At 69.2% G+C, this 19,763-nt stretch carries 15 protein-coding genes; 7 read left to right on the top strand and 8 right to left on the bottom strand.

Annotated elements, in window-relative coordinates; all coding sequences use genetic code 11:
• Positions 1-45: 45 nt before the first annotated feature.
• From G6N66_RS03855 to G6N66_RS03845, 3 genes are read left to right on the top strand one after another with little or no spacing between them, the layout of a single operon-like run.
• Positions 46-1,248 (top strand): NADH:flavin oxidoreductase, encoded by a 1,203-nt coding sequence (locus G6N66_RS03855; RefSeq protein ID WP_085234195.1) that lies wholly within the window; start codon positions 46-48, stop codon positions 1,246-1,248.
• 23 nt (positions 1,249-1,271) lie between these two features.
• A complete protein-coding gene (locus G6N66_RS03850) occupies positions 1,272-3,887 on the top strand; it encodes an FHA domain-containing protein (RefSeq protein WP_085234194.1) in 2,616 nt (871 codons plus the stop codon).
• A gap of 10 nt (positions 3,888-3,897) precedes the next feature.
• Complete coding sequence (locus G6N66_RS03845) at positions 3,898-6,339, top strand: ATP-binding cassette domain-containing protein (protein WP_085234193.1); 2,442 nt, start codon at positions 3,898-3,900, stop codon at positions 6,337-6,339.
• Between the two features lie 21 nt (positions 6,340-6,360).
• On the opposite strand, the gene G6N66_RS03840 is transcribed toward G6N66_RS03845, so the two are convergent.
• The 4 genes from G6N66_RS03840 to G6N66_RS03825 are packed head-to-tail and all read right to left on the bottom strand — an operon-like array spanning position 6,361 to position 10,359.
• Positions 6,361-6,951 (bottom strand): GTP-binding protein, encoded by a 591-nt coding sequence (locus G6N66_RS03840; RefSeq protein WP_085234192.1) that lies wholly within the window; start codon positions 6,949-6,951, stop codon positions 6,361-6,363.
• Positions 6,932-7,306 carry a DUF742 domain-containing protein gene (locus G6N66_RS03835; protein ID WP_085234207.1) on the bottom strand — a complete coding sequence of 125 codons (375 nt, stop codon included), beginning with the start codon at positions 7,304-7,306 and terminating at the stop codon, positions 6,932-6,934. The genes G6N66_RS03840 and G6N66_RS03835 overlap by 20 nt, the downstream gene beginning before the upstream one ends.
• 6 nt (positions 7,307-7,312) lie before the next feature.
• Positions 7,313-7,723 carry a serine protease inhibitor gene (locus G6N66_RS03830; protein ID WP_085234191.1) on the bottom strand — a complete coding sequence of 137 codons (411 nt, stop codon included), beginning with the start codon at positions 7,721-7,723 and terminating at the stop codon, positions 7,313-7,315.
• Positions 7,720-10,359, bottom strand: coding sequence for a sensor histidine kinase (locus G6N66_RS03825; protein ID WP_085234190.1), 2,640 nt, complete (start codon positions 10,357-10,359; stop codon positions 7,720-7,722). The genes G6N66_RS03830 and G6N66_RS03825 overlap by 4 nt, the downstream gene beginning before the upstream one ends.
• Positions 10,360-10,642: 283 nt before the next feature.
• On the opposite strand from G6N66_RS03825, the gene G6N66_RS03820 reads away from it, so the two are divergent.
• Entirely contained in the window at positions 10,643-11,107 is a 465-nt protein-coding gene (locus G6N66_RS03820) for a tRNA (cytidine(34)-2'-O)-methyltransferase (protein WP_085234189.1), read from the top strand.
• Here G6N66_RS03820 and G6N66_RS03815 read toward each other — a convergent pair whose 3' ends face one another.
• Positions 11,108-11,752, bottom strand: a complete 645-nt coding sequence (locus G6N66_RS03815; protein WP_085234188.1) for a nitroreductase family protein — start codon at positions 11,750-11,752, stop codon at positions 11,108-11,110.
• A gap of 22 nt (positions 11,753-11,774) precedes the next feature.
• On the opposite strand from G6N66_RS03815, the gene G6N66_RS03810 reads away from it, so the two are divergent.
• On the top strand, positions 11,775-12,185 hold the full coding sequence (locus G6N66_RS03810; RefSeq protein ID WP_085234187.1) for a TIGR03667 family PPOX class F420-dependent oxidoreductase: 411 nt from the start codon (positions 11,775-11,777) through the stop codon (positions 12,183-12,185).
• A 5-nt stretch (positions 12,186-12,190) separates the two neighbouring features.
• Here the strand turns inward: G6N66_RS03810 and G6N66_RS03805 are convergent, their stop codons facing one another.
• The 3 genes from G6N66_RS03805 to G6N66_RS03800 all read right to left on the bottom strand — a co-directional run bounded on the left by G6N66_RS03805 (position 12,191) and on the right by G6N66_RS03800 (position 16,808).
• A complete protein-coding gene (locus G6N66_RS03805) occupies positions 12,191-13,027 on the bottom strand; it encodes an oxidoreductase (RefSeq protein WP_197747034.1) in 837 nt (278 codons plus the stop codon).
• Positions 13,028-13,053: 26 nt separating this feature from the next.
• Positions 13,054-13,401, bottom strand: a complete 348-nt coding sequence (locus G6N66_RS29090; protein WP_197747033.1) for a hypothetical protein — start codon at positions 13,399-13,401, stop codon at positions 13,054-13,056.
• Positions 13,402-13,505: 104 nt separating this feature from the next.
• On the bottom strand, positions 13,506-16,808 hold the full coding sequence (locus tag G6N66_RS03800) for an error-prone DNA polymerase (RefSeq protein ID WP_085234185.1): 3,303 nt from the start codon (positions 16,806-16,808) through the stop codon (positions 13,506-13,508).
• A 228-nt stretch (positions 16,809-17,036) separates the two neighbouring features.
• Between G6N66_RS03800 and G6N66_RS03795 the strand changes: the two genes are divergently transcribed.
• Both G6N66_RS03795 and otsB read left to right on the top strand, forming a co-directional pair.
• Positions 17,037-18,383: a wax ester/triacylglycerol synthase domain-containing protein gene (locus G6N66_RS03795; protein ID WP_085234184.1), complete on the top strand. Its 1,347-nt coding sequence runs from the start codon at positions 17,037-17,039 to the stop codon at positions 18,381-18,383.
• A 121-nt stretch (positions 18,384-18,504) separates the two neighbouring features.
• Entirely contained in the window at positions 18,505-19,611 is a 1,107-nt protein-coding gene (gene otsB, locus G6N66_RS03790) for a trehalose-phosphatase (protein ID WP_085234206.1), read from the top strand.
• The last annotated feature ends 152 nt before the right edge of the window (positions 19,612-19,763 follow it).

Genomic DNA, 19,763 nt, shown 5'->3' with positions numbered 1-19,763 from the left:
TGACAGTCTTTCATGGCCTTTCCCGCCAGCGCGTACGCTCCTGACATGTCTGCAGCCCCGGACGTGTTCAGCGAGGCCAAGCTCGGCCCGATCACCTTGCGCAACCGCATCATCAAGTCGGCGACCTTCGAGGCGCGCACGCCCGGCGCGCTGGTCAGCGATGACCTGATCGAATATCACCGGCTGCCCGCCGCCGGCGGCGTCGGCATGACGACCGTCGCCTACTGCGCCGTGTCGCCGGGCGGCCGCACCGAAGGCAACGGGATCTGGATGCGACCGGAGGCGGTGCCCGGGTTCCGCCGGCTCACCGACGCGATCCACGCCGAGGGGGCGGCCGTCAGCGCGCAGATCGGCCACGCCGGCCCGGTCGCCAACGCGCGATCCAACAAGGCCACCGCGCTGGCGCCGGTCCGGTTCTTCAATCCGATCGGCATGCGGTTCGCCAAGAAGGCGACCCGGCAGGACATCGACGACGTGATCGCCGGGCACGCCAACGCCGTCCGCCTGGCCATCGAAGCCGGCTTTGACGCCGTCGAAATCCATTTGGGCCACAACTATTTGGCGAGCGCGTTCCTCAGCCCGCTGATCAACCGCCGCGACGACGAGTTCGGCGGATCGCTGCAGAACCGGGCCAAAGTCGCCCGCGCCATGGTCATGGCGGTGCGCCGCGCCGTCGAGAAGGAGGGGACGCCGATCGCGGTAACCGCCAAGCTGAACATGGCCGACGGGGTGCGCGGCGGGATCAGCACCGAAGAGTCCCTGACGACGGCCAAATGGCTGGAGGAAGACGGCGGCCTGGACGCGATCGAGCTCACCGCGGGCAGCTCGCTGGTCAACCCCATGTACCTATTCCGCGGCGACGCGCCGCTGAAGGAATTCTCCGGCGCGTTCAAGCCCCCGCTGCGCTGGGGCATGCGGATGACGGGCACGAAGTTCCTGCGCGAGTACCCCTACCAAGAGGCGTACCTGCTGCGCGACGCCAAGCTGTTCCGGGCCGAACTCAAGATGCCGCTGATCCTGCTCGGCGGCATCACCAACCGGGAGACCATGGACCTGGCCATGGCGGAGGGATTCGAGTTCGTCGCGATGGCCCGCGCGCTGCTGGCGGAGCCCGACCTGATCAACCGGATCAAGGCTGACGGCGCGCAGGTGCGGTCGGCGTGCACGCACTGCAATCGGTGCATGCCAACCATCTACAGCCGGACCACGTGTGTGGTGACCGGCGCGCCGGACACAGCTGCCCCATAGCGCCGAGCGTTAAGGTTGGTGCAATGACTCCGCCAGCCCCACCGGCGCTGACCGTTCGGTATGACGGGTCGGAACGCACATTCGCGGCAGGCCACGACGTCGTGGTCGGACGCGACCTTCGGGCCGACATGCGCATCACCCACCCGTTGATTTCGCGCGCCCACCTGCTGCTGCGCTTCGATCAGGGCCGGTGGCTGGCGATCGACAACGGCTCGCTCAACGGGACCTTCGTCAACGGCCGGCGGGTGCCGGTCGTCGACATCCAGGACGGCCAGAGCATCAACATCGGCAATCCCGACGGGCCGGCGCTGCGGTTCGAGGTCGGACGGCACCGAGGGATGGCCGGGCGCCCGCCCCAAACCGCGTCGATGCCGATTGCCGGATCCGCGACCGCGTGGTCGCAATCGGGTCCACCGGGGCCGCCCGCGCCGCCCGCACGTCCCCCGACGTGGGCCGGGCCGCCGCCGCCGCGGCCCCACGCCGGCCCGCCCGGCGGGCCCCCGCCCGCGCCAGCCGGGCGAGCACCCGCCCCGCCGCCGGCCAATTTCCCGCCGCACCCGCAGCTGTCGGGGGTGGGCCAGGTGGGCTCGGCCCATGCCCCCCAGACCCAGATGGCGCCCAGCAGCAGCACGGCCAAGCCGGGCGAGACGTCGGTGTCCAACCTGGCCACCAAGATGTTTCAGGCGCTGCTGCCGTCCCGCTCCGGGGCGATGCGCAAGCCGACCGGCTCGACCACCATCGGCCGGGCCACCGACAACGACATCGTCATCCAGGACGTCCTGGCGTCGCGGCATCACGCGTTCTTGACCCAGACCCCGCTGGGCACCGAAATCCGCGACGCCCACAGCGTCAACGGCACCTTCGTCAACGGCGTGCGGGTCGGGTCCGCGGTGCTCTCCGAGGGCGACGTGGTCACAATCGGCAACGTCGACCTGGTCTTCACCCGCGACACCCTGGTGCGGCGCACCGAGGCGGCGACCCGCTCCGGCGGCCTGGAGGTCAACTCGGTCTGCTTCACCGTCGAGCGCGGAAAGCAACTGCTGGACCACATTTCGTTGACCGCGCGGCCGGGCACGCTGACCGCGATCATCGGCGGGTCCGGCGCCGGCAAGACCACGCTGTCGCGGCTCATCGCCGGCTACACCACCCCCAGTTCCGGCTCGGTCACGTTCGAGGGCCACAACATCCACACCGAGTACGCATCCATGCGAAGCCGGATCGGGATGGTCCCGCAGGACGACGTCGTGCACCGCCAGCTGACCGTCAACCAGGCGCTCGGCTACGCCGCCGAACTGCGGCTGCCGCCCGACACCAGCAAGGCCGACCGCGACCAGATCGTCGCGCAGGTCCTCGAGGAACTCGAGCTGACCAAGCACGCCGACACCCGGGTCGACAAGCTGTCCGGCGGGCAACGCAAACGCGCCTCGGTGGCCCTGGAGCTGCTCACCGGGCCGTCGCTGCTGATCCTGGACGAGCCGACCACCGGCCTGGACCCGGCGCTGGACCGGCAGGTGATGATGATGCTGCGCCAGCTGGCCGACGCCGGCCGCGTGGTGCTGATCGTCACGCACTCGGTGTCCTACCTCGATGTTTGCGACCAGCTGCTGCTGGTGGCGCCCGGCGGCAAGACGGCGTTCCTGGGTCCGCCCAACCAGATCGGCGCGGCCATGGGGACCACCAACTGGGCCGACATCTTCGCCAACGTGGGCGCCGACCCCGACGAGGCCAACCGCCGCTTTCTGGCCGAAAACAAGCCCCCGGTGTCGGCGCCGTCGCAATCCAGTCCGGGCGACCTCGGCGAGCCGGTGCACACCGACGTCCTGCGCCAGTTCTCCACGGTCGCGCGCCGCCAGATCCGGCTGGTGATCTCCGACCGGGGCTACACGGTGTTCCTGGCGCTGCTGCCGTTTCTCATCGGCATCCTGACGCTGACCGTGCGCGGCAACAGCGGGTACGGCATGAGCGATCCGCTGGGCAACAATCCCGCCCAGCCGGACCAGATCCTGGTGATGCTCAACGTCGGCGCGGTGTTCATGGGTACCGCGTTGACGATCCGCGACCTGATCGGCGAGCGTCCCATCTTCCGCCGCGAGCAGGCCGTCGGACTGTCGACGGCGGCCTACATGGGCGCCAAGATCGTGGTGTTCTCGGTGTTCGCGATCGTGCAGGCGGCGATCGCGACGGCCATTTCGATAATCGGTTGGGGCAAGCCACTTTCGGGCGCGGTGCTGCTCGGCAACGTCGACTTCGAGCTGTTCGTCGACGTCGCCGCGACCTGTGTCGGCGCCGCGCTGCTCGGCATGGCGTTGTCGTCGCTGGCGCAGTCGCAGGACCAGATCATGCCGATGCTGGTGGTGTCGATCATGTCCCAGCTGGTGTTCTCCGGCGGCATGATCTGGGTGACCAACCGGCTGGTGCTCGACCAGTTGTCCTGGGTCACGCCCGCCCGCTGGGGCTTTGCCGCGTCGGCGTCGACGATCGACACCCACCGGCTGATTCCGGGTCCCACCGATCCGAAGGACCAGCACTGGGACCACAAGGCCAGCGCATGGCTGTTCGACATGGCGATGCTGGGGGTGTTGTGCATTTTCTACAGCGCGATCGTGTGGTGGAGGATCCGGCTCAAGCGCCGGCGCTGAGCGGGTGAATATGAACCGACCCGCCCAACCGGTGCTGACGGTTCGCGCGCACCAGTCCGAGGGCAGTTTCGCGCCGGGCCGCGACGTGGTCGTCGGCAGCGACGTGCGCGCCGACCTGCGGGTGGCGCACCCGCTGATTGCGCGCGCCCACCTGCTGCTGCGCTTCGATCAGGGCCGGTGGTTGGCGATCGACAACAACTCGCTGAACGGGATGTTCGTCGGCGGCCGGCGGATGCCGAGGGTCGACATCCAGGACGGCCAGACCATCAACATCGGCAAGCCCGAAGGGCCGCAGCTGACCTTCGCGGTCGGACACCACACCGGGACGGTCGGCCGGCTGCCGCCGGTTCCGGCCGCCGAATCCACCGCACGCATCCGCCGCAGCTTCCGTCAGGGCCCTGTGCCCCAGGTGCCCGACACGGAGCGCACCGCCGCCATCCCGGTCATACCCGCCACGGGGGACTCGGTGTCAGCGTTTCAGACCCGGAAGCTGAATGTCGGCGGGCCGCGGGCGCGACTGCGGGCACCGGCGGGCGCGGCGCGGATCGGCCGGGCGACCGACAACGACATCGTCATCGCCGACGTGCTGGCCTCGCGCCATCACGCGTATCTGGCGCCTCGCACATCCGGGCCGCTGGGCACCGAGATCCGCGACTCCAACAGCATCAACGGCACATTCGTCAACGGGGTACGGGTGCAATCGGCCGTGCTGACCGAGGGCGACGTGGTCACGATCGGCAACGTCGACCTGGTGTTCAGCGGCGGCGAACTGGTTCGCCGCGCCGAGGCGGCGACGCGTACCGGCGGCTTGGAGGTGCGCGACGTCGGCTTCAGCGTCGGCGACAAGACGCTGCTGCAAAACATCACGCTGACCGCGCGGCCCGGCACGGTGACCGCCATCATCGGCGGGTCCGGCGCCGGCAAGACCACGCTGTCGCGGCTGATCGCCGGATACGCCAGCCCCAGCTCCGGCTCGGTGACCTTCGAGGGCCACGACATCCACACCCAGTACGCGTCGCTGCGCACCAGGATCGGGATGGTTCCCCAGGACGACGTGGTGCATCGCCAGCTGACCGTCACCCAGGCGCTGGGCTACGCGGCCGAGCTGCGGCTGCCCCCCGACACCAACCGAGCCGATCGGGAACGCGTCGTGGCCCAGGTGCTCGACGAGCTGGGGCTGACCGAACACGCCGACACCCGCGTCGATCAGCTCTCCGGCGGCCAGCGCAAGCGGGCCTCGGTCGCCCTCGAACTGCTCACCGGCCCGTCGCTGCTGATCCTCGACGAGCCCACCTCGGGGCTGGACCCGGCGCTGGACCTGCAGGTCATGACGATGCTGCGGCAGCTGGCCGACGCCGGTCGGGTGGTGTTGGTGGTGACGCACTCGCTGACCTACCTGGATATCTGCGATCAGGTGCTGCTGATGGCGCCCGGTGGCAAGACGGCGTTTCTGGGCCCGCCCGGCCAGATCGGCGAGGCGATGGGCACCACCAACTGGGCGCACATCTTCGCCAAGGTGGGCGCCGACCCCGACGAAGCCAACCGCCGCTTTCTGGCCCGCAACCGGCCCGGATCGTCGGGACCGGCTCGCGCCGAATCCAGACCCGCCGACCTCGGCGCCCCGGCGCGCACCAGCAGGAGCCGCCAGTTCTCCACGATCGCGCGGCGCCAGGTCCGACTGGTCGTCGCCGATCGCGCCTACTTCGTTTTCCTGGCGTTGTTGCCGTTCATCATGGGCGGCCTGGCGCTGACGGTTCCCGGCAACACCGGGTTCGGGGTCGGCGCGCCGAACAGTGCCACGCCCGACGAGGCGGCGCAGATCTTGACGCTGCTGTCGATCGCCGCGGTGTTCATGGGCACCGCGCTGACGATCCGCGACCTGATCGGCGAGCGCCCGATCTTCCGGCGCGAACAGGCGGTCGGCCTGTCCACCGGGGCCTACCTGAGCGCCAAGATCATGGTGCTGTGCGTGTTCGCCAGCCTGCAGGCGGCGATCACCACCGTCATCGTGGTCCTCGGCAAGGGCGCGCCCACCGAAAGCGTTGTGCTGGTGGGTAATCCGACCTTCGAGCTGTTCGTCACCGTTGCCGCGACGTGCGTGGCCTCGGCGGTCCTCGGGTTGCTGCTGTCATCGATCGCGCGCACCAGCGAGCAGATCATGCCGCTGCTGGTGGTCTCGCTGATGCTGCAGCTGGTGCTCGCCGGCGGCCTGATCCCGGTGACCGGACGGATCTTCCTCGACCAGCTGTCCTGGGCGGTGCCGTCGCGGTGGGGCTACGCGGCGTCGGCGTCCACGGTGGACCTGCGGGCGCTGGTGCCCGGTGCGCTGCTCCCCCAGGACAGCCACTGGGCGCACACGACGGGCGCGTGGCTGGTCGACATGGCGATGCTGTGCGCGCTGACGGTGGCCTATGCCGTCATCGTGCGGTGGCGCCTGCGGCTCAAGCGCTGACGGTTCCCACCGCGAGTCGGGCTATTGGCTGGACGTCAGGCAGTGCATCGCGTATTCGCTCACCGCGATCAGCGCGTCGGTCGCCGACCGGCGGTCCCTGGCATCGACGCTGACGATCGGAATGTGCGGGGGCAGCGTCAGCGCCTGACGCACCTCGCGCATGGGATACCTTGGCGCACCGTCGAATTCGTTGACGGCGATCAAGAACGGCAGCTTGCGGTTCTCGAAGAAGTCCACGGCCGGGAAGCTGTCCTGCAGGCGACGGCAGTCGACCAGCACGATCGCGCCGATGGCCCCGCGCACCAGGTCGTCCCACATGAACCAGAACCGGCGCTGGCCCGGGGTGCCGAACAGGTAGAGCGCCAGGTCGTCGGCCAGGGTGATCCGGCCGAAATCCATTGCCACCGTGGTGGTTTGCTTGTGCGGCGTGGCCTCGAGCATGTCGACGCCGACCGAGGCGTCGGTGACCATCGCCTCGGTGCGCAGCGGCATGATCTCCGACACCGCACCGACGAACGTGGTCTTGCCCGCACCGAACCCGCCCGCGATGATGATCTTCGTCGACGCGGTCGGGGTCGCTTTGGCGCGCGGGTCAGAGTGCCTTAAGGCCACGCAGCGTCCTTCCTATGAGTTCGCGGCGCTCGTCGAGGGTCGAATGGTCGGTCAACGTCGCGTGCACCCGAAGGTAGCCGGACATCACCAGATCTCCGACCAAGACGCGCGCGACACCCACCGGTAAATCCAGCCGGGCCGAGATCTCGGCGACCGAAGGGCTTTCGACACAGAGCTGAATGATCTTGTCTTTCATGTCGTTTGGTGGCCATTTGTGGGCGAGTGCCGCCTGCAGCGTCTGCACCGGCGCCTCGAGCGGAAGGTCGACGCTGGTGTCGGTGCGTCCGGCCGTGAGCGTGTAGGGGCGAACCAGGTTCGCCTCACGCGCGGGGGCGAGCCGCTCGGGTTCGTTCATGGGGGCTCACGACTGCACGCGGGGGGCGGACTGCACGACGCCGCCTACCTGCTCGACAAGGATCGCCATCTCGTAACCGATCTGGCCGATATCGCACGACGAGACGGCCAGCGTCGCCAAATGCGAGCCGTCGCCGACGTGCATCAACAGCAGATATCCCTTCTGCATCTCGACCACCGATTGCAGCACCGGCCCGCCGTCGAACAGCTGCGCGGCGCCGGTCGACAGGCTAGCCAGCCCGGAGGCCACCGCCGCCAACTGGTCGGCCCGTTCCCGCGAGAGCCGCTCACTGGCCGCGATGGGCAAGCCGTCGACCGACACCAGCAGCGCGTGCGCCACCCCGGACACCTCGCGGGCGAACTTCGACACCAGCCAGCCCAGCGAGTTGTTGGCATTGTTCGGCGCGTGCACTGTCATTCCTGCTCGTCCCCGTCGGTTTCGCGGGCATGCGACCGCGCGCTGTGCACGCCGCCGAAATGGCTGCCGATCGAGGCCCGAACCGCCTCGGGGTCGCGCACCGCGGCGGCGTGCTGCGGCTGGCGGGCTCGGTCGGGATCGTCCTCGTCGGGCCGGTCGGCGCCCCGCGCCGCCCCCGCCCCCGGCACCAGCTGGGCTCCGGGTGTGCGCACCGGCAGGCCGTGGTCGGTGTGCGAGTCGACCGGCTTCGTGTCGGTGGCCTCGGCGGCCAGCGACCAACCGCGGTCCCACACCGACTGCCAATCCAGGTCGGGGCTCTGCACCAGATCGTGCGGGTCGCTCAGCCACTCCGCGAGCATGTTTTGGTAGATCACGTCGTCGTCGGCGTCCGGAGTCACGGGCTCGGCCGCTTGCGCCAGTGGCCGGGCGGCAAAGAAGCCCGAGGTGTCCGACGGCGCCTGCGCCGGCTCGGCCGGCTCCTGCTGGACGCCGTTCTTCTCCCACCACGGCGTGGCCAGCTCGCGGCGTTGCCGTTCCTCTTTCGGCTCGGCAGGAACATCGGTGATGCCGCTGGACCCCGGGGTGCGGCGCGGCAGCACCGTGACCGGCGGCTCGTACCCGTTGCGGTGCGCCGCGGCGGGCGCGGGCGACACGGCGTCGGGCGGCTGCACCGGCGCGGGAGGCAGCACCCGGACGCGCGCCTGCGGGACGGCCGCCGGAGCCGGTGCCGCCGCGACGCCCTCGACGAGCACCGACGGCGGCAGGTACACCTCGGCGGTGGTGCCGATGCTCTCCTCGCCGGGTGCGGGGCCGCGCAGACCCACCCGCAGTCCGTGCCGGTCGGCCAACCGGCCCACCACGAAAAGGCCCATGTGGCGGGCATTCTCGGGGACGGGGTCGGGTGCCATCGCGCCGCCCGACTGCAGCCGCATGTTGGCGATGCGCCGATCGCCGTCGTTCATGCCCAGCCCGGAGTCGGACACCCACAGCAGCACCCCGCCGTCGCCGCCGCGCGCGGCCGAAACCCGCACCGGCGTCGTCGGCGGCGAGTAGCGCAGCGCGTTGTCGATCAATTCGGCCAACAGGTGGATGACGCTGCCGACCGCCGAACCCACCACGGTGCTGTCGGGGACGCCGGCGAGTTGGACGCGGCGATAGTCCTCGACCTCGGACACGGCGGCGTTGATCACCGTCGACAGGGCGACCGGCTCGCGCTGATCGCGGGATAGCTGCGCGCCCGCCAGCACCAACAGGTTGGCGCTGTTGCGGCGCAGCCGCGCCGCCAAGTGATCCAACCGGAACAGGCTGTCCAGGCGGTCGGGATCCTCCTCGTCGCGCTCCAGCCGGTCGATCAGCGACAACTGCTGGTCGACCAGCGAACGGCTGCGCCGCGACATGGTCTCGAACATGTCGTTGACCAGCAATCGCAACCGCGCCTCGTCCCCGGCCAGCAGCAGGGCCTGGGCGTGCAGTTCGTCCACGGCGTGGGCCACCTGGCCGATTTCCTCGGTGGTGTAGACCGCCAGCGGCGCGGGCACCGGCTCGCCGCCGGCCCGGATTCGGGTGATCTCGTCCTCGAGGTCGGTGTGGGCGACCTTCAGGGCGCCGTCGCGCAGCACCCGCAGCGGCCGGACCAGCGCACGCGCCACCAGCAGCACGACGACCAGCGCGACCAGGATGACGGCCAGCATCAGACCGGTGTCGCGCATCGCGGCCTCGCGCCGGGCCGTGGCCGCCGCCTGCACCGACTTGGTCACCGAGGCGGTCGCGTCGGTGACGATCTGTTCGGCGATGCCGTCGGTGGTGTGGATCGATTGCAGCAGCTGGGAGTTGTTCACCAGCGCGCTGGCCGGATCCGACATGATCGCCATCCGGGTCACCATCTGCTGCTGCAGCGTCTTGGCTTCCGGAGAGCCGGCGCCCAGCACCTCGCTCATCCCGAACAGCGTCGAGGGCTCGGTGCCGGCCAGGGTGATCATCGAGGTGCGCAGCTCCGGCTCGGGCAGGTCGTTGCCGCGGGTCACCAGGATTTCCTGCATCGTCATCTGTCCGCGGGCCCCGACCGCCCGGCTCAGGCCCTGCGCCTGCGCCCGGATCTGCTCGCTGTCGACGCGCACCGACGCGTTGATCACGTCCTCGGCCGTCAACAGGATCGGCGCATAGGTGGTCACCCGGTCTCGCAAACTGATGTTGTTGGCCAGCACCTTGTCCAACAGCGCCTGCCCGCCGTTGAGCAGGGTGCTCACGCCCGACCGGACGTCGGGGATCACGTTGGTGTCGGCCAGCCGGGTCTGCAGCTCGTACTTGCGCGCCTCGTAGTTCTTCCGGGCGCCCTCGACGTCGTGCCCGGTGGAACTGGCGAGCAGCGCGACGTCGAGCGACGACATGTATTTGGTGATCGCGGGGATCACGTCGGCGCGGGTGGCGGCCAGCCGCAGGCCGCTGGCGCTGGCCATCGCGTTCTCGACCCGCAGCCCGCCGAAAATCGTCGCCAGCACCAGCGGAACCACCACGATTGCCAGGACTTTCGACCCGACGGGCCAGTTGCTCAGCGCCCAGGGCCGGGGGCGTTTCGCCGGCTTGTCAGGCGGAGCCGCGGCCGCGGCCGGAGCGGCCGGCCCGGCAAACATCGTCACCGGACCGCCTCCGCGTGAACGGCCGCAGCGCTGAGTTTTGGTGCCCGGAGAAACGCCCGGAAAAACGACAGAGTCATGAAACTTCCTGCTTTGTTCCGCCCGCACCAGGCGCATGCACTCGAGGAGCGCTCTGGACTTCGCTGCCTGGCAACCCTGCGAGTATGACAGCCCGCGGTCGCGGTCACCACTGCCGTTCCTGGGCGGTTGGACTCAGCAAACCCGGCAGCGATTGCGTCCGCTCTTAGCGGTTGGGGCACGCGCATGCCTGCAAGGATTCCGTGTTGTGTTCCGTCTGCTGTTTTTCACCCCGCGCATCGCGCCCAACACGGGCAACGCCATCAGGACCGCGGCGGCCACCGGGTGTGAGCTGCATCTGGTGGAGCCGTTGGGCTTCGACCTGTCCGAGCCCAAGCTGCGACGGGCCGGGCTGGACTATCACGACCTGGCGTCGGTCACCGTGCACGCGTCGCTGCCCGCCGCGTGGGAGGCGCTGTCGCCGGAGCGGGTGATCGCGTTCACCGCGCACGCGGACACGACGTTCGCCGACGTCGACTACCAGGCCGGCGACGTGCTGATGTTCGGGCCGGAACCCACCGGGCTGGACGCCGCCACCCTGGCCGACGATCACGTCACCCAGCAGGTGCGCATTCCCATGCTGGCGGGCCGGCGGTCGCTGAACCTGTCCAACGCCGCCGCGATCGCGGTGTACGAGGCGTGGCGGCAGCACGGCTATTCCGGCGCCGTGTGATTACCAGCTGTTCCAGTGCGTGAGCTGCTCGGCGGGCAGCCGCTTGGCCGGCCGGAAGTCGGTGCCCTTGGTGTAGGCGATGGGAAACAGGCCGCCCTGACTGAACTTGTCGTAGGGAATCCCGAGCACGTCGGCCACCCGCTTCTCGCCGTCGCCGAGCAGGTGCAGCGTGGTCCAGCAGGAACCCAGCCCCCGCGAGCGCAGCGCCAGGCAGAAACTCCAGACCGCGGGAAACAGCGACGCCCAGAACGACACCCCGCCCAGCGGCTGCTTGTCTTCGCGACCGAAGATGCACGGGATCATCAGGACCGGCGCCTCGTGCATGTGCTCGGCGAGGTAGGTCGCCGAATCGCGGACCAGGCCCATTCGTTCACCGCGCGTGTCACCCTCGGGGTATTCGACTCCGGGCGCGCTCAGGTAGCCGCGGGCGTTGGACAGGTAAACGTCGCCGATCGCCTTCTTCTTGTCGGCGTCCTCGACGAACACCCATTGCCAGCCCTGCGAGTTGGAGCCGGTCGGTGCCTGCAGCGCCAACTCGAGGCATTCCATCAGCACGTCGCGGCCCACCGGCTTGTCGAAGTCGAGGCGTTTGCGTACCGAGCGGGTGGTGGTGAGGACTTCGTCGACGGACAGGTTGAGGGTCATGTGTGGAGGCTACCGTTACGTCATGAGCGTCGAACTGACACAAGAGGTTTCCGACCGGCTGACCGCCGACCACTGCGGGTGGCTGACCACCGTCGCCAAATCGGGGCAACCGGTGCCGCGGCTGGTCTGGTTCTACTTCGACGGCGCCGACCTGTTCGTGTACTCGATGCCGCAGGCGGCCAAGGTGGCGCACATCAAGGAGCACCCGCAGGTGAGCCTGAACCTGGATTCCGACGGCGACGGCGGCGGCGTCATCGTCATCGGCGGGACCGCGACGATCGATGCCACCGGCGTCGATGGTCGCGACGACGGCCCGTACTGGGCGAAATACCGCGCCGACGCCGAGCGGGAGGGCCTGACCGAGATGATGGGCGACTTCACCACCCGCCTGAAGATCACGCCCACGAAAGTCTGGACGACCCCGACCGCGTAGCGCGCTCAGTCGTGGTCGGTCGAGAGCGACACGGCCCGCCAGGTATCGATGTCGGCCTGCAGGTCGGCGATCTTGGCCTCGACCGCGGCGACGCAGTCCGTGCCCAGCAGCAGGTGCACGGGCGGCTCGGCCGCAGCAGCGATGTCGACGATGGCCGCGGCGGCCTTGATCGGATCGCCGGGCTGGGCGTGGTTGACGTCGGCCGCATGCGCGCGCATCGCCCCGGCGGTGGCCTGGTAGTCGGCGATGACGGTCTGCTCGGTGTCGAGGCTGGACGCGTCGAGGAAGTCGGTGCGGAAATAGCCGGGTTCGACGATGGTGACCCAGATGCCGAGGGGCTTGAGTTCCTTGGCGAGCGCCTCGCTGAACCCCTCCACGGCGAACTTGGTCGAGCAGTAGACGCCCCACCCAGGCGAGCCGAGCAACCCACCGACCGAACTGATGTTGATGATGTGGCCGGAGCGCTGGCGACGCATGATCGGCAGCACGGCCCTCTGCATGGTCAGGGTGCCAAATACGTTGACCTCGTAGACGGCTCGGGCCGCCGCGTCGGAGGCCTCCTCGACGGCGCCGAGCAGGCCCCGGCCGGCGTTGTTGACCAGCACGTCGATCCGGCCGAATTTGTCGACGGCGGCCTCGACGGCGGCCTCCGCCTGATCGCCATTGGTGACATCGAGGTCGACGGCAAGCAAGCTGTCGCCGGCGTCGGGAAACTCGGCGGGAATCTGGCCGGCGCGGCGCGCGGTCGCGACCACGCAATCACCCTGACCCAGGATCTTGCGCGCGATCTCCAACCCGAAACCGCGGGACGCCCCGGTGAGGAGCCAAACCTTCTGCGGCACTTCGCTATTCCTTGAAGCCACCGAGGTCAGTTCGGCGGCGGTGGTGGCGGCCCGTCGGGCGGAATCGCGCCGCCGCAGCCGCCGGGCGGGGGCGGTCCGGGCAGAGGTTCGTCGCCGCTGACGCAGTCGTAGTAGAACTGGGGGCCGACTATCCAGGTTTTCATCCACTGGTGCCAATACGACCCGTCGGGGTATTTGTCGCCGTCGCACACGGCCAAGTTGCCGTACCCCCATCGACCACCCGGGCAGAAGCCCTTCGTCATGTCCGGCTGGTGCGGGTCGGGCGGATCCGCGCTGGCAACCGCGGGAGAAAGAACAAGCGCCGCAGCACAACCCAATATCGCAGCGCCACGGCGAGCGAGCTGGAATTTCATGTCGACTCCTTGGTGAAAGCTTGTGGATGAGGCGCGGCAATGAGCCGAAGTCTACGGCGCGCGGACGCCGGAAGTGGACGATCGACGCACGGATTGACGACGGCCTAGCGGAAGTCGCGCGATTTCGAACCGACCGTCAGGCTGATGCGGCCCATCCGCTCGGCCACGACGGTGATCGCGCCGCTGGCGTTTTGGACCTGACCGCGGATCAGCAGCGCGGGCGCGGTGTGCGCGAGCTTGCGGTGTCGCGCCCACACCCCCGGCGTGCAGAGCACGTTGACCATTCCGGTCTCGTCCTCGAGGTTGAGAAACGTCACGCCCTGCGCCGTCCCGGGCCGCTGCCGATGGGTCACCGCGCCGGCGATCAGCACCCGGTCGCCGTCGGGCACCGATCCCAGCGCGTCGGCGGGGACCACGCCCAGCGCGTCCAGGTCGGCCCGCAGGAACTGCGTCGGATAGCTGTCCGGGGAGATGCCGGTGGCCCACACGTCGGCGGCGGCCAACTCCAGCTCGCTCATCCCCGGCAATGCGGGAATGTGCGACGACGAGCCCACGCCCGGTAGCCGGTCCGGGCGTTGGGTGGCCGCGGCCCCGGCCGCCCACAGGGCTTCCCGCCGGGACATCCCGAAGCAGCCCAGCGCCCCGGCGGTCGCGAGCGCCTCGGTCTGTGGCACGGAGAGCTGCAGCCGGGTCGTCAGATCGAGCAGAGAGGCGAAGGCGCCGTTGGCTTTTCGCTCCTCGACCAGCTTTTCGGCCAGGTCATCCCCGATGTGGCGGACGGCGCCCAGGCCGAGTCGCACTTCGGTTCCCGCGTTCTCGAGGGTGGCGTGCGCCTGGCTGGCGTTGACGTCCGGGCCGTGCACTGTCACGCCGTGCCGGCGCGCGTCGGCCACCAGCGACTGGGGCGAATAGAACCCCATCGGTTGCGCACGCAGCAGCGCGGCGCAGAACGCCGCCGGGTGGTGCAGCTTGAACCACGACGAGTAGAACACCAGCGACGCGAAGGACAGCGCGTGGCTTTCCGGAAAGCCGAAGTTGGCGAAGGCCTCCAGCTTTTCGTAGGTCCGGTCGATCACCTCGTCGGCGGCGCCGTGCAACGCGCGCATGCCCTCGTAGAACCGGCCGCGCAGCCGTCGCATTCGTTCGGTGGAACGTTTGGATCCCATCGCGCGGCGCAACTGGTCGGCCTCGGCGGCCGAGAAGCCAGCGCAGTCCACCGCCAGCTGCATCAACTGCTCCTGAAAAAGCGGCACCCCCAACGTCTTTCGCAGCGCCGGCTCCATCGACGGATGGTCGTAGACCACCGGGTCGAGGCCGTTGCGCCGCCGGATGTAGGGGTGCACAGACCCGCCCTGGATGGGTCCGGGCCGAATCAGCGCGACCTCGACCACCAGGTCATAGAAGATTCGCGGCTTGAGCCTGGGCAGCGTGGCCATCTGCGCCCGCGACTCCACCTGGAACACGCCGACCGAATCGGCACGGGCCAGCATCTCGTACACCGCCGGCTCGGACAGGTCGAGCTTGGCCAGGTCCACCTCGATACCTTTGTGCTCGGCCACCAGGTCTATCGCGTAGTGCAGCGCCGAGAGCATGCCCAGCCCGAGCAGGTCGAACTTCACCAAACCGATTGCCGCACAGTCATCTTTGTCCCACTGCAGGACGCTGCGGTTTTCCATGCGCGCCCACTCCACCGGGCACACGTCGGCGATCGGACGGTCGCAGATCACCATCCCGCCGGAATGAATGCCCATGTGCCGCGGAAGATTCCGAATCTGGGTGGCCAGGTCGATCACCTGCTCTGGGATGTCGGCTAGAAGATTCGAGTCGGGCGAGTCGGCCAGCCCGTTCCACTGGCTGATCTGCTTGCTCCACGCGTCCTGCTGGCCCTGCGAGAACCCCAGGGCGCGGGCCATGTCGCGCACCGCGATCCGCCCCCGGTAGGTGATGACGTTGGCGACCTGGGCAGCGTAGTCGCGGCCGTATTTGTCGTAGACGTACTGGATGACCTTTTCACGTTGGTCGGATTCGATGTCCATGTCGATGTCGGGCGGCCCGTCGCGGGCGGGCGACAAGAAGCGTTCGAACAGCAGCTCGTTGGCCACCGGGTCGACGGCGGTGACGCCCAGGGCATAACAGACCGCGGAGTTGGCCGCCGAGCCCCTGCCCTGACACAGGATGTTGTTGTCCCGGCAGAACCGGGCGATGTCGTGGACCACCAGGAAATAGCCCGGAAATTTCAGTTGCGCAATGACTTTCAATTCATGCTCGATCTGGGCGTAAGCGCGAGCCGCCTGGTCGGCGGGCCCGTAGCGGTCCCGCGCGCCGGCCATGGTCAGCCGGCGCAGCCAGCTGTCCTCGGTGTGCCCGTCGGGCACGTCGAACGGCGGCAGCTGCGGCGCGATCAGCGCCAGCCCGAATGCGCACTGCTCGCCGAGCTCGGCGGCGGCGGTCACCGCATCGGGCACATGCGCGAACAGCCGGGCCATCTCCTCGCCGGACCGCAGGTGCGAACCCCCGCGCGGGGCCAGCCACCCGGCGGCGGCGTCCAGGGACTGCCGCGCCCGGATCGCGCCCATCGCCATGGCCAGCCGGCTGCGCGACGGATGCGCGAAATGCGCGGCGGTGGTGGCGACGACGCCGACCCCGAAGCGCGGCGCCAGCCCGGCCAGCGTGGCGTTGCGTTCGTCGTCGAGCGGTTGCCCGTGATGGGTCAGCTCGATGGACACCCGGCCCGGCCCGAACCGGTCCACTAGATCGGCCAGCGCCCGTCCCGCCGCGTCCGGGCCGCCCTCGGAAAGCGCTTGGCGCACATGACCTTTGCGGCATCCGGTGAGGATGTGCCAATGTCCGCCGGCCGCCTCGGTCAGCGCGTCGAAGTCGTAGCGGGGCTTACCCTTTTCGCCGCCGGCCAGATGCGCGGCGGCCAGCTGCCGCGACAACCGACGGTAGCCTTCCGGGCCGCGGGCCAGCACCAGCAGATGCGGGCCTGGCGGATCCGGCTGCTCGGTGCGGGCTTGCGATCCCAGTGACAGCTCGGCGCCGAACACGGTACGCACGTCAAGTTCCGCGGCCGCCTCGGCGAACCGCACCGCGCCGTACAGGCCGTCGTGATCGGTCAGCGCCAGCGCACGCAGATCTAGTCGGGCGGCCTCCTCGACCAGTTCCTCCGGGGTGCTGGCGCCGTCGAGAAAGCTGTACGCCGAATGCGCGTGCAGCTCGGCGTACGAGACGGACGACCGGGCCGCCCTCTCGCCGCCGGGCGGCTCATACCTGCCGCGCTTGCGCGACAAGGGAACATCGTCGTTGAGGTCGTGGGGCGCAATGGGCGGCGCACCGGCGTGGCGCGGCTTGCCGTCGAGCACCCGCTCCATTTCCGCCCAACTCGGCGGGCCGTTGAACCATCCCACGCGCGATAGTCTATCGAAAGTATGTTCGATATAGAAGTACGGGCCGAACGGCCGCATACCTTGGAACGGCCTGAGGGGAATTTGCCGTCGGCGGCGGCCGCGAGACTGTCGCTGCAGTTAAACGCATATTTAACAACAAAACACGTTCTTAACCTGCCAGGCCTATCGCCGGGCGGGCCCTCGCCGGATACTGGTACACATTGAAAAAACGACTTTCGGGGATGGACCGTGGCACAGCTGATGGCACCTGACGCCGGCTATCTCAAGGCTCAGGATCCGGCTCGGCGGGCGAGCTTGGCGATCGCCGCGGTCGCGGTCGTCGACGGTGCAGTCCCCGACTACGATCTGCTCAAAACGACTCTGGCAGAACGAATCCAGGCGATACCGCGGTGCAGGCAGGTGTTGCTGACGCATCCGTTCGATGGTGGCGAGGACTGGACGGACTATCCGGGATTCGACCTCGCCCACCATGTCCGCCGGGTGGCCCTGCCGCAGCCGGGCGACGACGCCGAGTTGTTCCAGGCCATCACCCATGCCCTGGAGCGCCCGCTGGATCTGGACCGTCCGCTGTGGGAGTGCTGGATCATCGAAGGCCTGCGCAACAAGAAGTGGGCGATCCTGATGAAGGTGCACCACCGCATGGCCGACGGCGTCTCGGCCGCACACCTTCTTACCCGGCTCTGCGACGACGCCGACGGCGACATGTTCGCCAATCACGTTGGAGTCAAACCGGTTTCGGAGACGCCCACGCGGACCTGGGCCGAGACCTTGCTGCGGGCTTCGGCCGGCGCGTTCACGCGCGCGGCGGAAGCCGTGATCTGGCCCGGCGCGCAGCTATCGCGTCCGGTGACCACCATGCGGCGGTACGGCACGGTGCGGGTTCCCGTCGCCGCGGTCGACGCGGTCTGCCGCAAGTTCGGCGTGACCGCCAACGACGTCGCCCTCGCCGCGATCACGGAGGGCTTCCGTACCGTCCTGCTGCACCGGGGCGACGAACCGCGCGCGGGGTCGTTGCGCACGTGGGAGACGGTCGGCCATCGCCGGTCGGTCATGCTGCCGTACCTGCCCGTCGAGCACAGCGACCCGGTGCAGCGCCTGCGCACGGTCCACGCCCGGCTGAAGGTGGGGCAGACCGAGCCGCCCAAGCCGCTCACCTACGCGCCATTCATGTTGTGCGCCAAGGCGGTTCACACTCTGCTGACTCGGCCGCCCGAAGCCCGCGTCGTGACGTTGGAAACCAACGGTTCCGGGCCACGGCACCGGTTGGCGCTGATGGGCAGGAAGGTGGACGGCCTGCTGCCCATCCCCCCGACCGCGCCGCAACTGAGCACCGGCGTCGCGGCGCTCAGCTATGGCGATGAGGTGGTGTTCGGGATCACCGCCGGCTACGACGACGGGGCCGAGCTCGAACAGCTCGCGGCCGGTATCGACCGGGGCGTCGCGCAGCTGGTGGCGCTCAGTCAAGACTCCGTGCTGCTGTTCACCAGGGACCGTCGCAAGGCCTCGCCGCCCCCGCTCACCATCAGCGCGCAGCGACGGCACCCGTCGGCGCCGACTACGCGAGCGCGACGCTGACCCACCCAGGCCCACACGGGCCGCGGTGGCCACCGTGAGAAGGTTGGTCGTGGTCACGTTCGAGCCGGTCGTCATCGACCCGCGCCGCCACGACGCTGTCTTGTTCGCCCTCGACGCGGCGATGGCCGACTCCGATGCCGCGGTGACCCTGCTCCGTCGGCTCCAGGGCATCGGTGTCGGCACCGCGCGCGTCGCCGTCCCGGCGTCTGCGAGCGCACTGGTCGAGCTGGCCGATCGACTGAAAATGCGCCCGGGCCGGTGCGTCGTCGTCGCCACACACCCCACCGATGTCGAGTCGGCGCGCGCCGGTGGGTTCGCGTTGGTGATCGGTGTCGACGGTGATGCACTGGGCCGCAGCGGCGCCGATGCGGTAGTCGCCGGCTTGGGAGACATCAGAGTCCGCACCGGAGACCAACGGATGTCCGAGCTGCCCGACGCCCTACAGGCCGCGGGCCTGATCGACGACCTCGCCTCCCGACGGCCGGCGGTGTTTTTCGACTTCGACGGCACACTGTCCGACATCGTGAATGATCCCGACACCGCCACGCTCGTCGCGGGCGCGGCCGAGGCGCTGCGGGAACTGGCCGGGCGTTGTCCTGTCGCGGTGCTGTCCGGCCGTGACCTCGCCGACGTGACCGAGCGCGTCGGCCTGCCCGGCATTTGGTATGCCGGCAGCCATGGTTTCGAGTTGACCGCACCCGACGGAAGACACCACCAGAACGACGACGCGGCGGCGGCCATACCGGTGCTGGAGCGCGCCGCGGCGGAGCTGCGCGACCAACTCGGATCGATTTCCGGTGTTGTGGCGGAACACAAGCGCTTTGGGGTCGCGGTGCACTACCGCAACGCCGCCCGCGACCGTGTCGGCGAAGTGACCGCGGCGGTGCGGGCGGCCGGCCAGCGCGACGTGCTTCGCGTCACCACCGGCCGCGAGGTGATCGAGCTGCGACCGGACATCGACTGGGACAAGGGGAAGACGCTGCGCTGGGTGATCGATCACCTGCAGCGGGCAGGTTCGGGCCCGGTTATGCCGATCTTTCTCGGCGACGACATCACCGATGAGGATGCGTTCGACGCGGTTCGCCCGACCGGTGTGCCAATCGTGGTACGGCATTCCGACGATGGTGACCGCGCCACCGCCGCGTTGTTCGCGCTGGACAGTCCCGCGCGGGTCAGCGAGTTCGCCCGGCGGTTGGCGCAACAGATAGCCCACGCCCGGGCGACATAACGGACGACAACTCGATATCCGGGCCCGTTCTTCCGACGCTCGCGTGAATTAACAGACCGCAATTCCGACCAGTCATCGGTTTCCCTGCGAATAGTCTGGAAACTTGCATCAAAATCTACGTCCAGACATATGAGCTTCGGTATCCTCCCACG

Source organism: Mycobacterium conspicuum (assembly GCF_010730195.1).
GTDB lineage: Bacteria > Actinomycetota > Actinomycetes > Mycobacteriales > Mycobacteriaceae > Mycobacterium > Mycobacterium conspicuum.
The sequence above is the reverse complement of the archived record's forward strand: the minus strand, read 5'-3'. Positions and strand labels throughout refer to the sequence as shown.

Bases quoted from the DNA above. Each gene is read 5' to 3' on its own strand.
- G6N66_RS03855 (WP_085234195.1), top strand. From the start codon at position 46: ATGTCTGCAGCCCCGGACGTGTTCAGCGAGGCCAAGCTCGGCCCGATC.
- G6N66_RS03850 (WP_085234194.1), top strand. From the start codon at position 1,272: ATGACTCCGCCAGCCCCACCGGCGCTGACCGTTCGGTATGACGGGTCG.
- G6N66_RS03845 (WP_085234193.1), top strand. From the start codon at position 3,898: ATGAACCGACCCGCCCAACCGGTGCTGACGGTTCGCGCGCACCAGTCC.
- G6N66_RS03835 (WP_085234207.1), bottom strand. From the start codon at position 7,306: ATGAACGAACCCGAGCGGCTCGCCCCCGCGCGTGAGGCGAACCTGGTT.
- G6N66_RS03830 (WP_085234191.1), bottom strand. From the start codon at position 7,723: ATGACAGTGCACGCGCCGAACAATGCCAACAACTCGCTGGGCTGGCTG.
- G6N66_RS03815 (WP_085234188.1), bottom strand. From the start codon at position 11,752: ATGACCCTCAACCTGTCCGTCGACGAAGTCCTCACCACCACCCGCTCG.
- G6N66_RS03810 (WP_085234187.1), top strand. From the start codon at position 11,775: ATGAGCGTCGAACTGACACAAGAGGTTTCCGACCGGCTGACCGCCGAC.
- G6N66_RS29090 (WP_197747033.1), bottom strand. From the start codon at position 13,401: ATGAAATTCCAGCTCGCTCGCCGTGGCGCTGCGATATTGGGTTGTGCT.
- otsB (WP_085234206.1), top strand. From the start codon at position 18,505: ATGGCCGACTCCGATGCCGCGGTGACCCTGCTCCGTCGGCTCCAGGGC.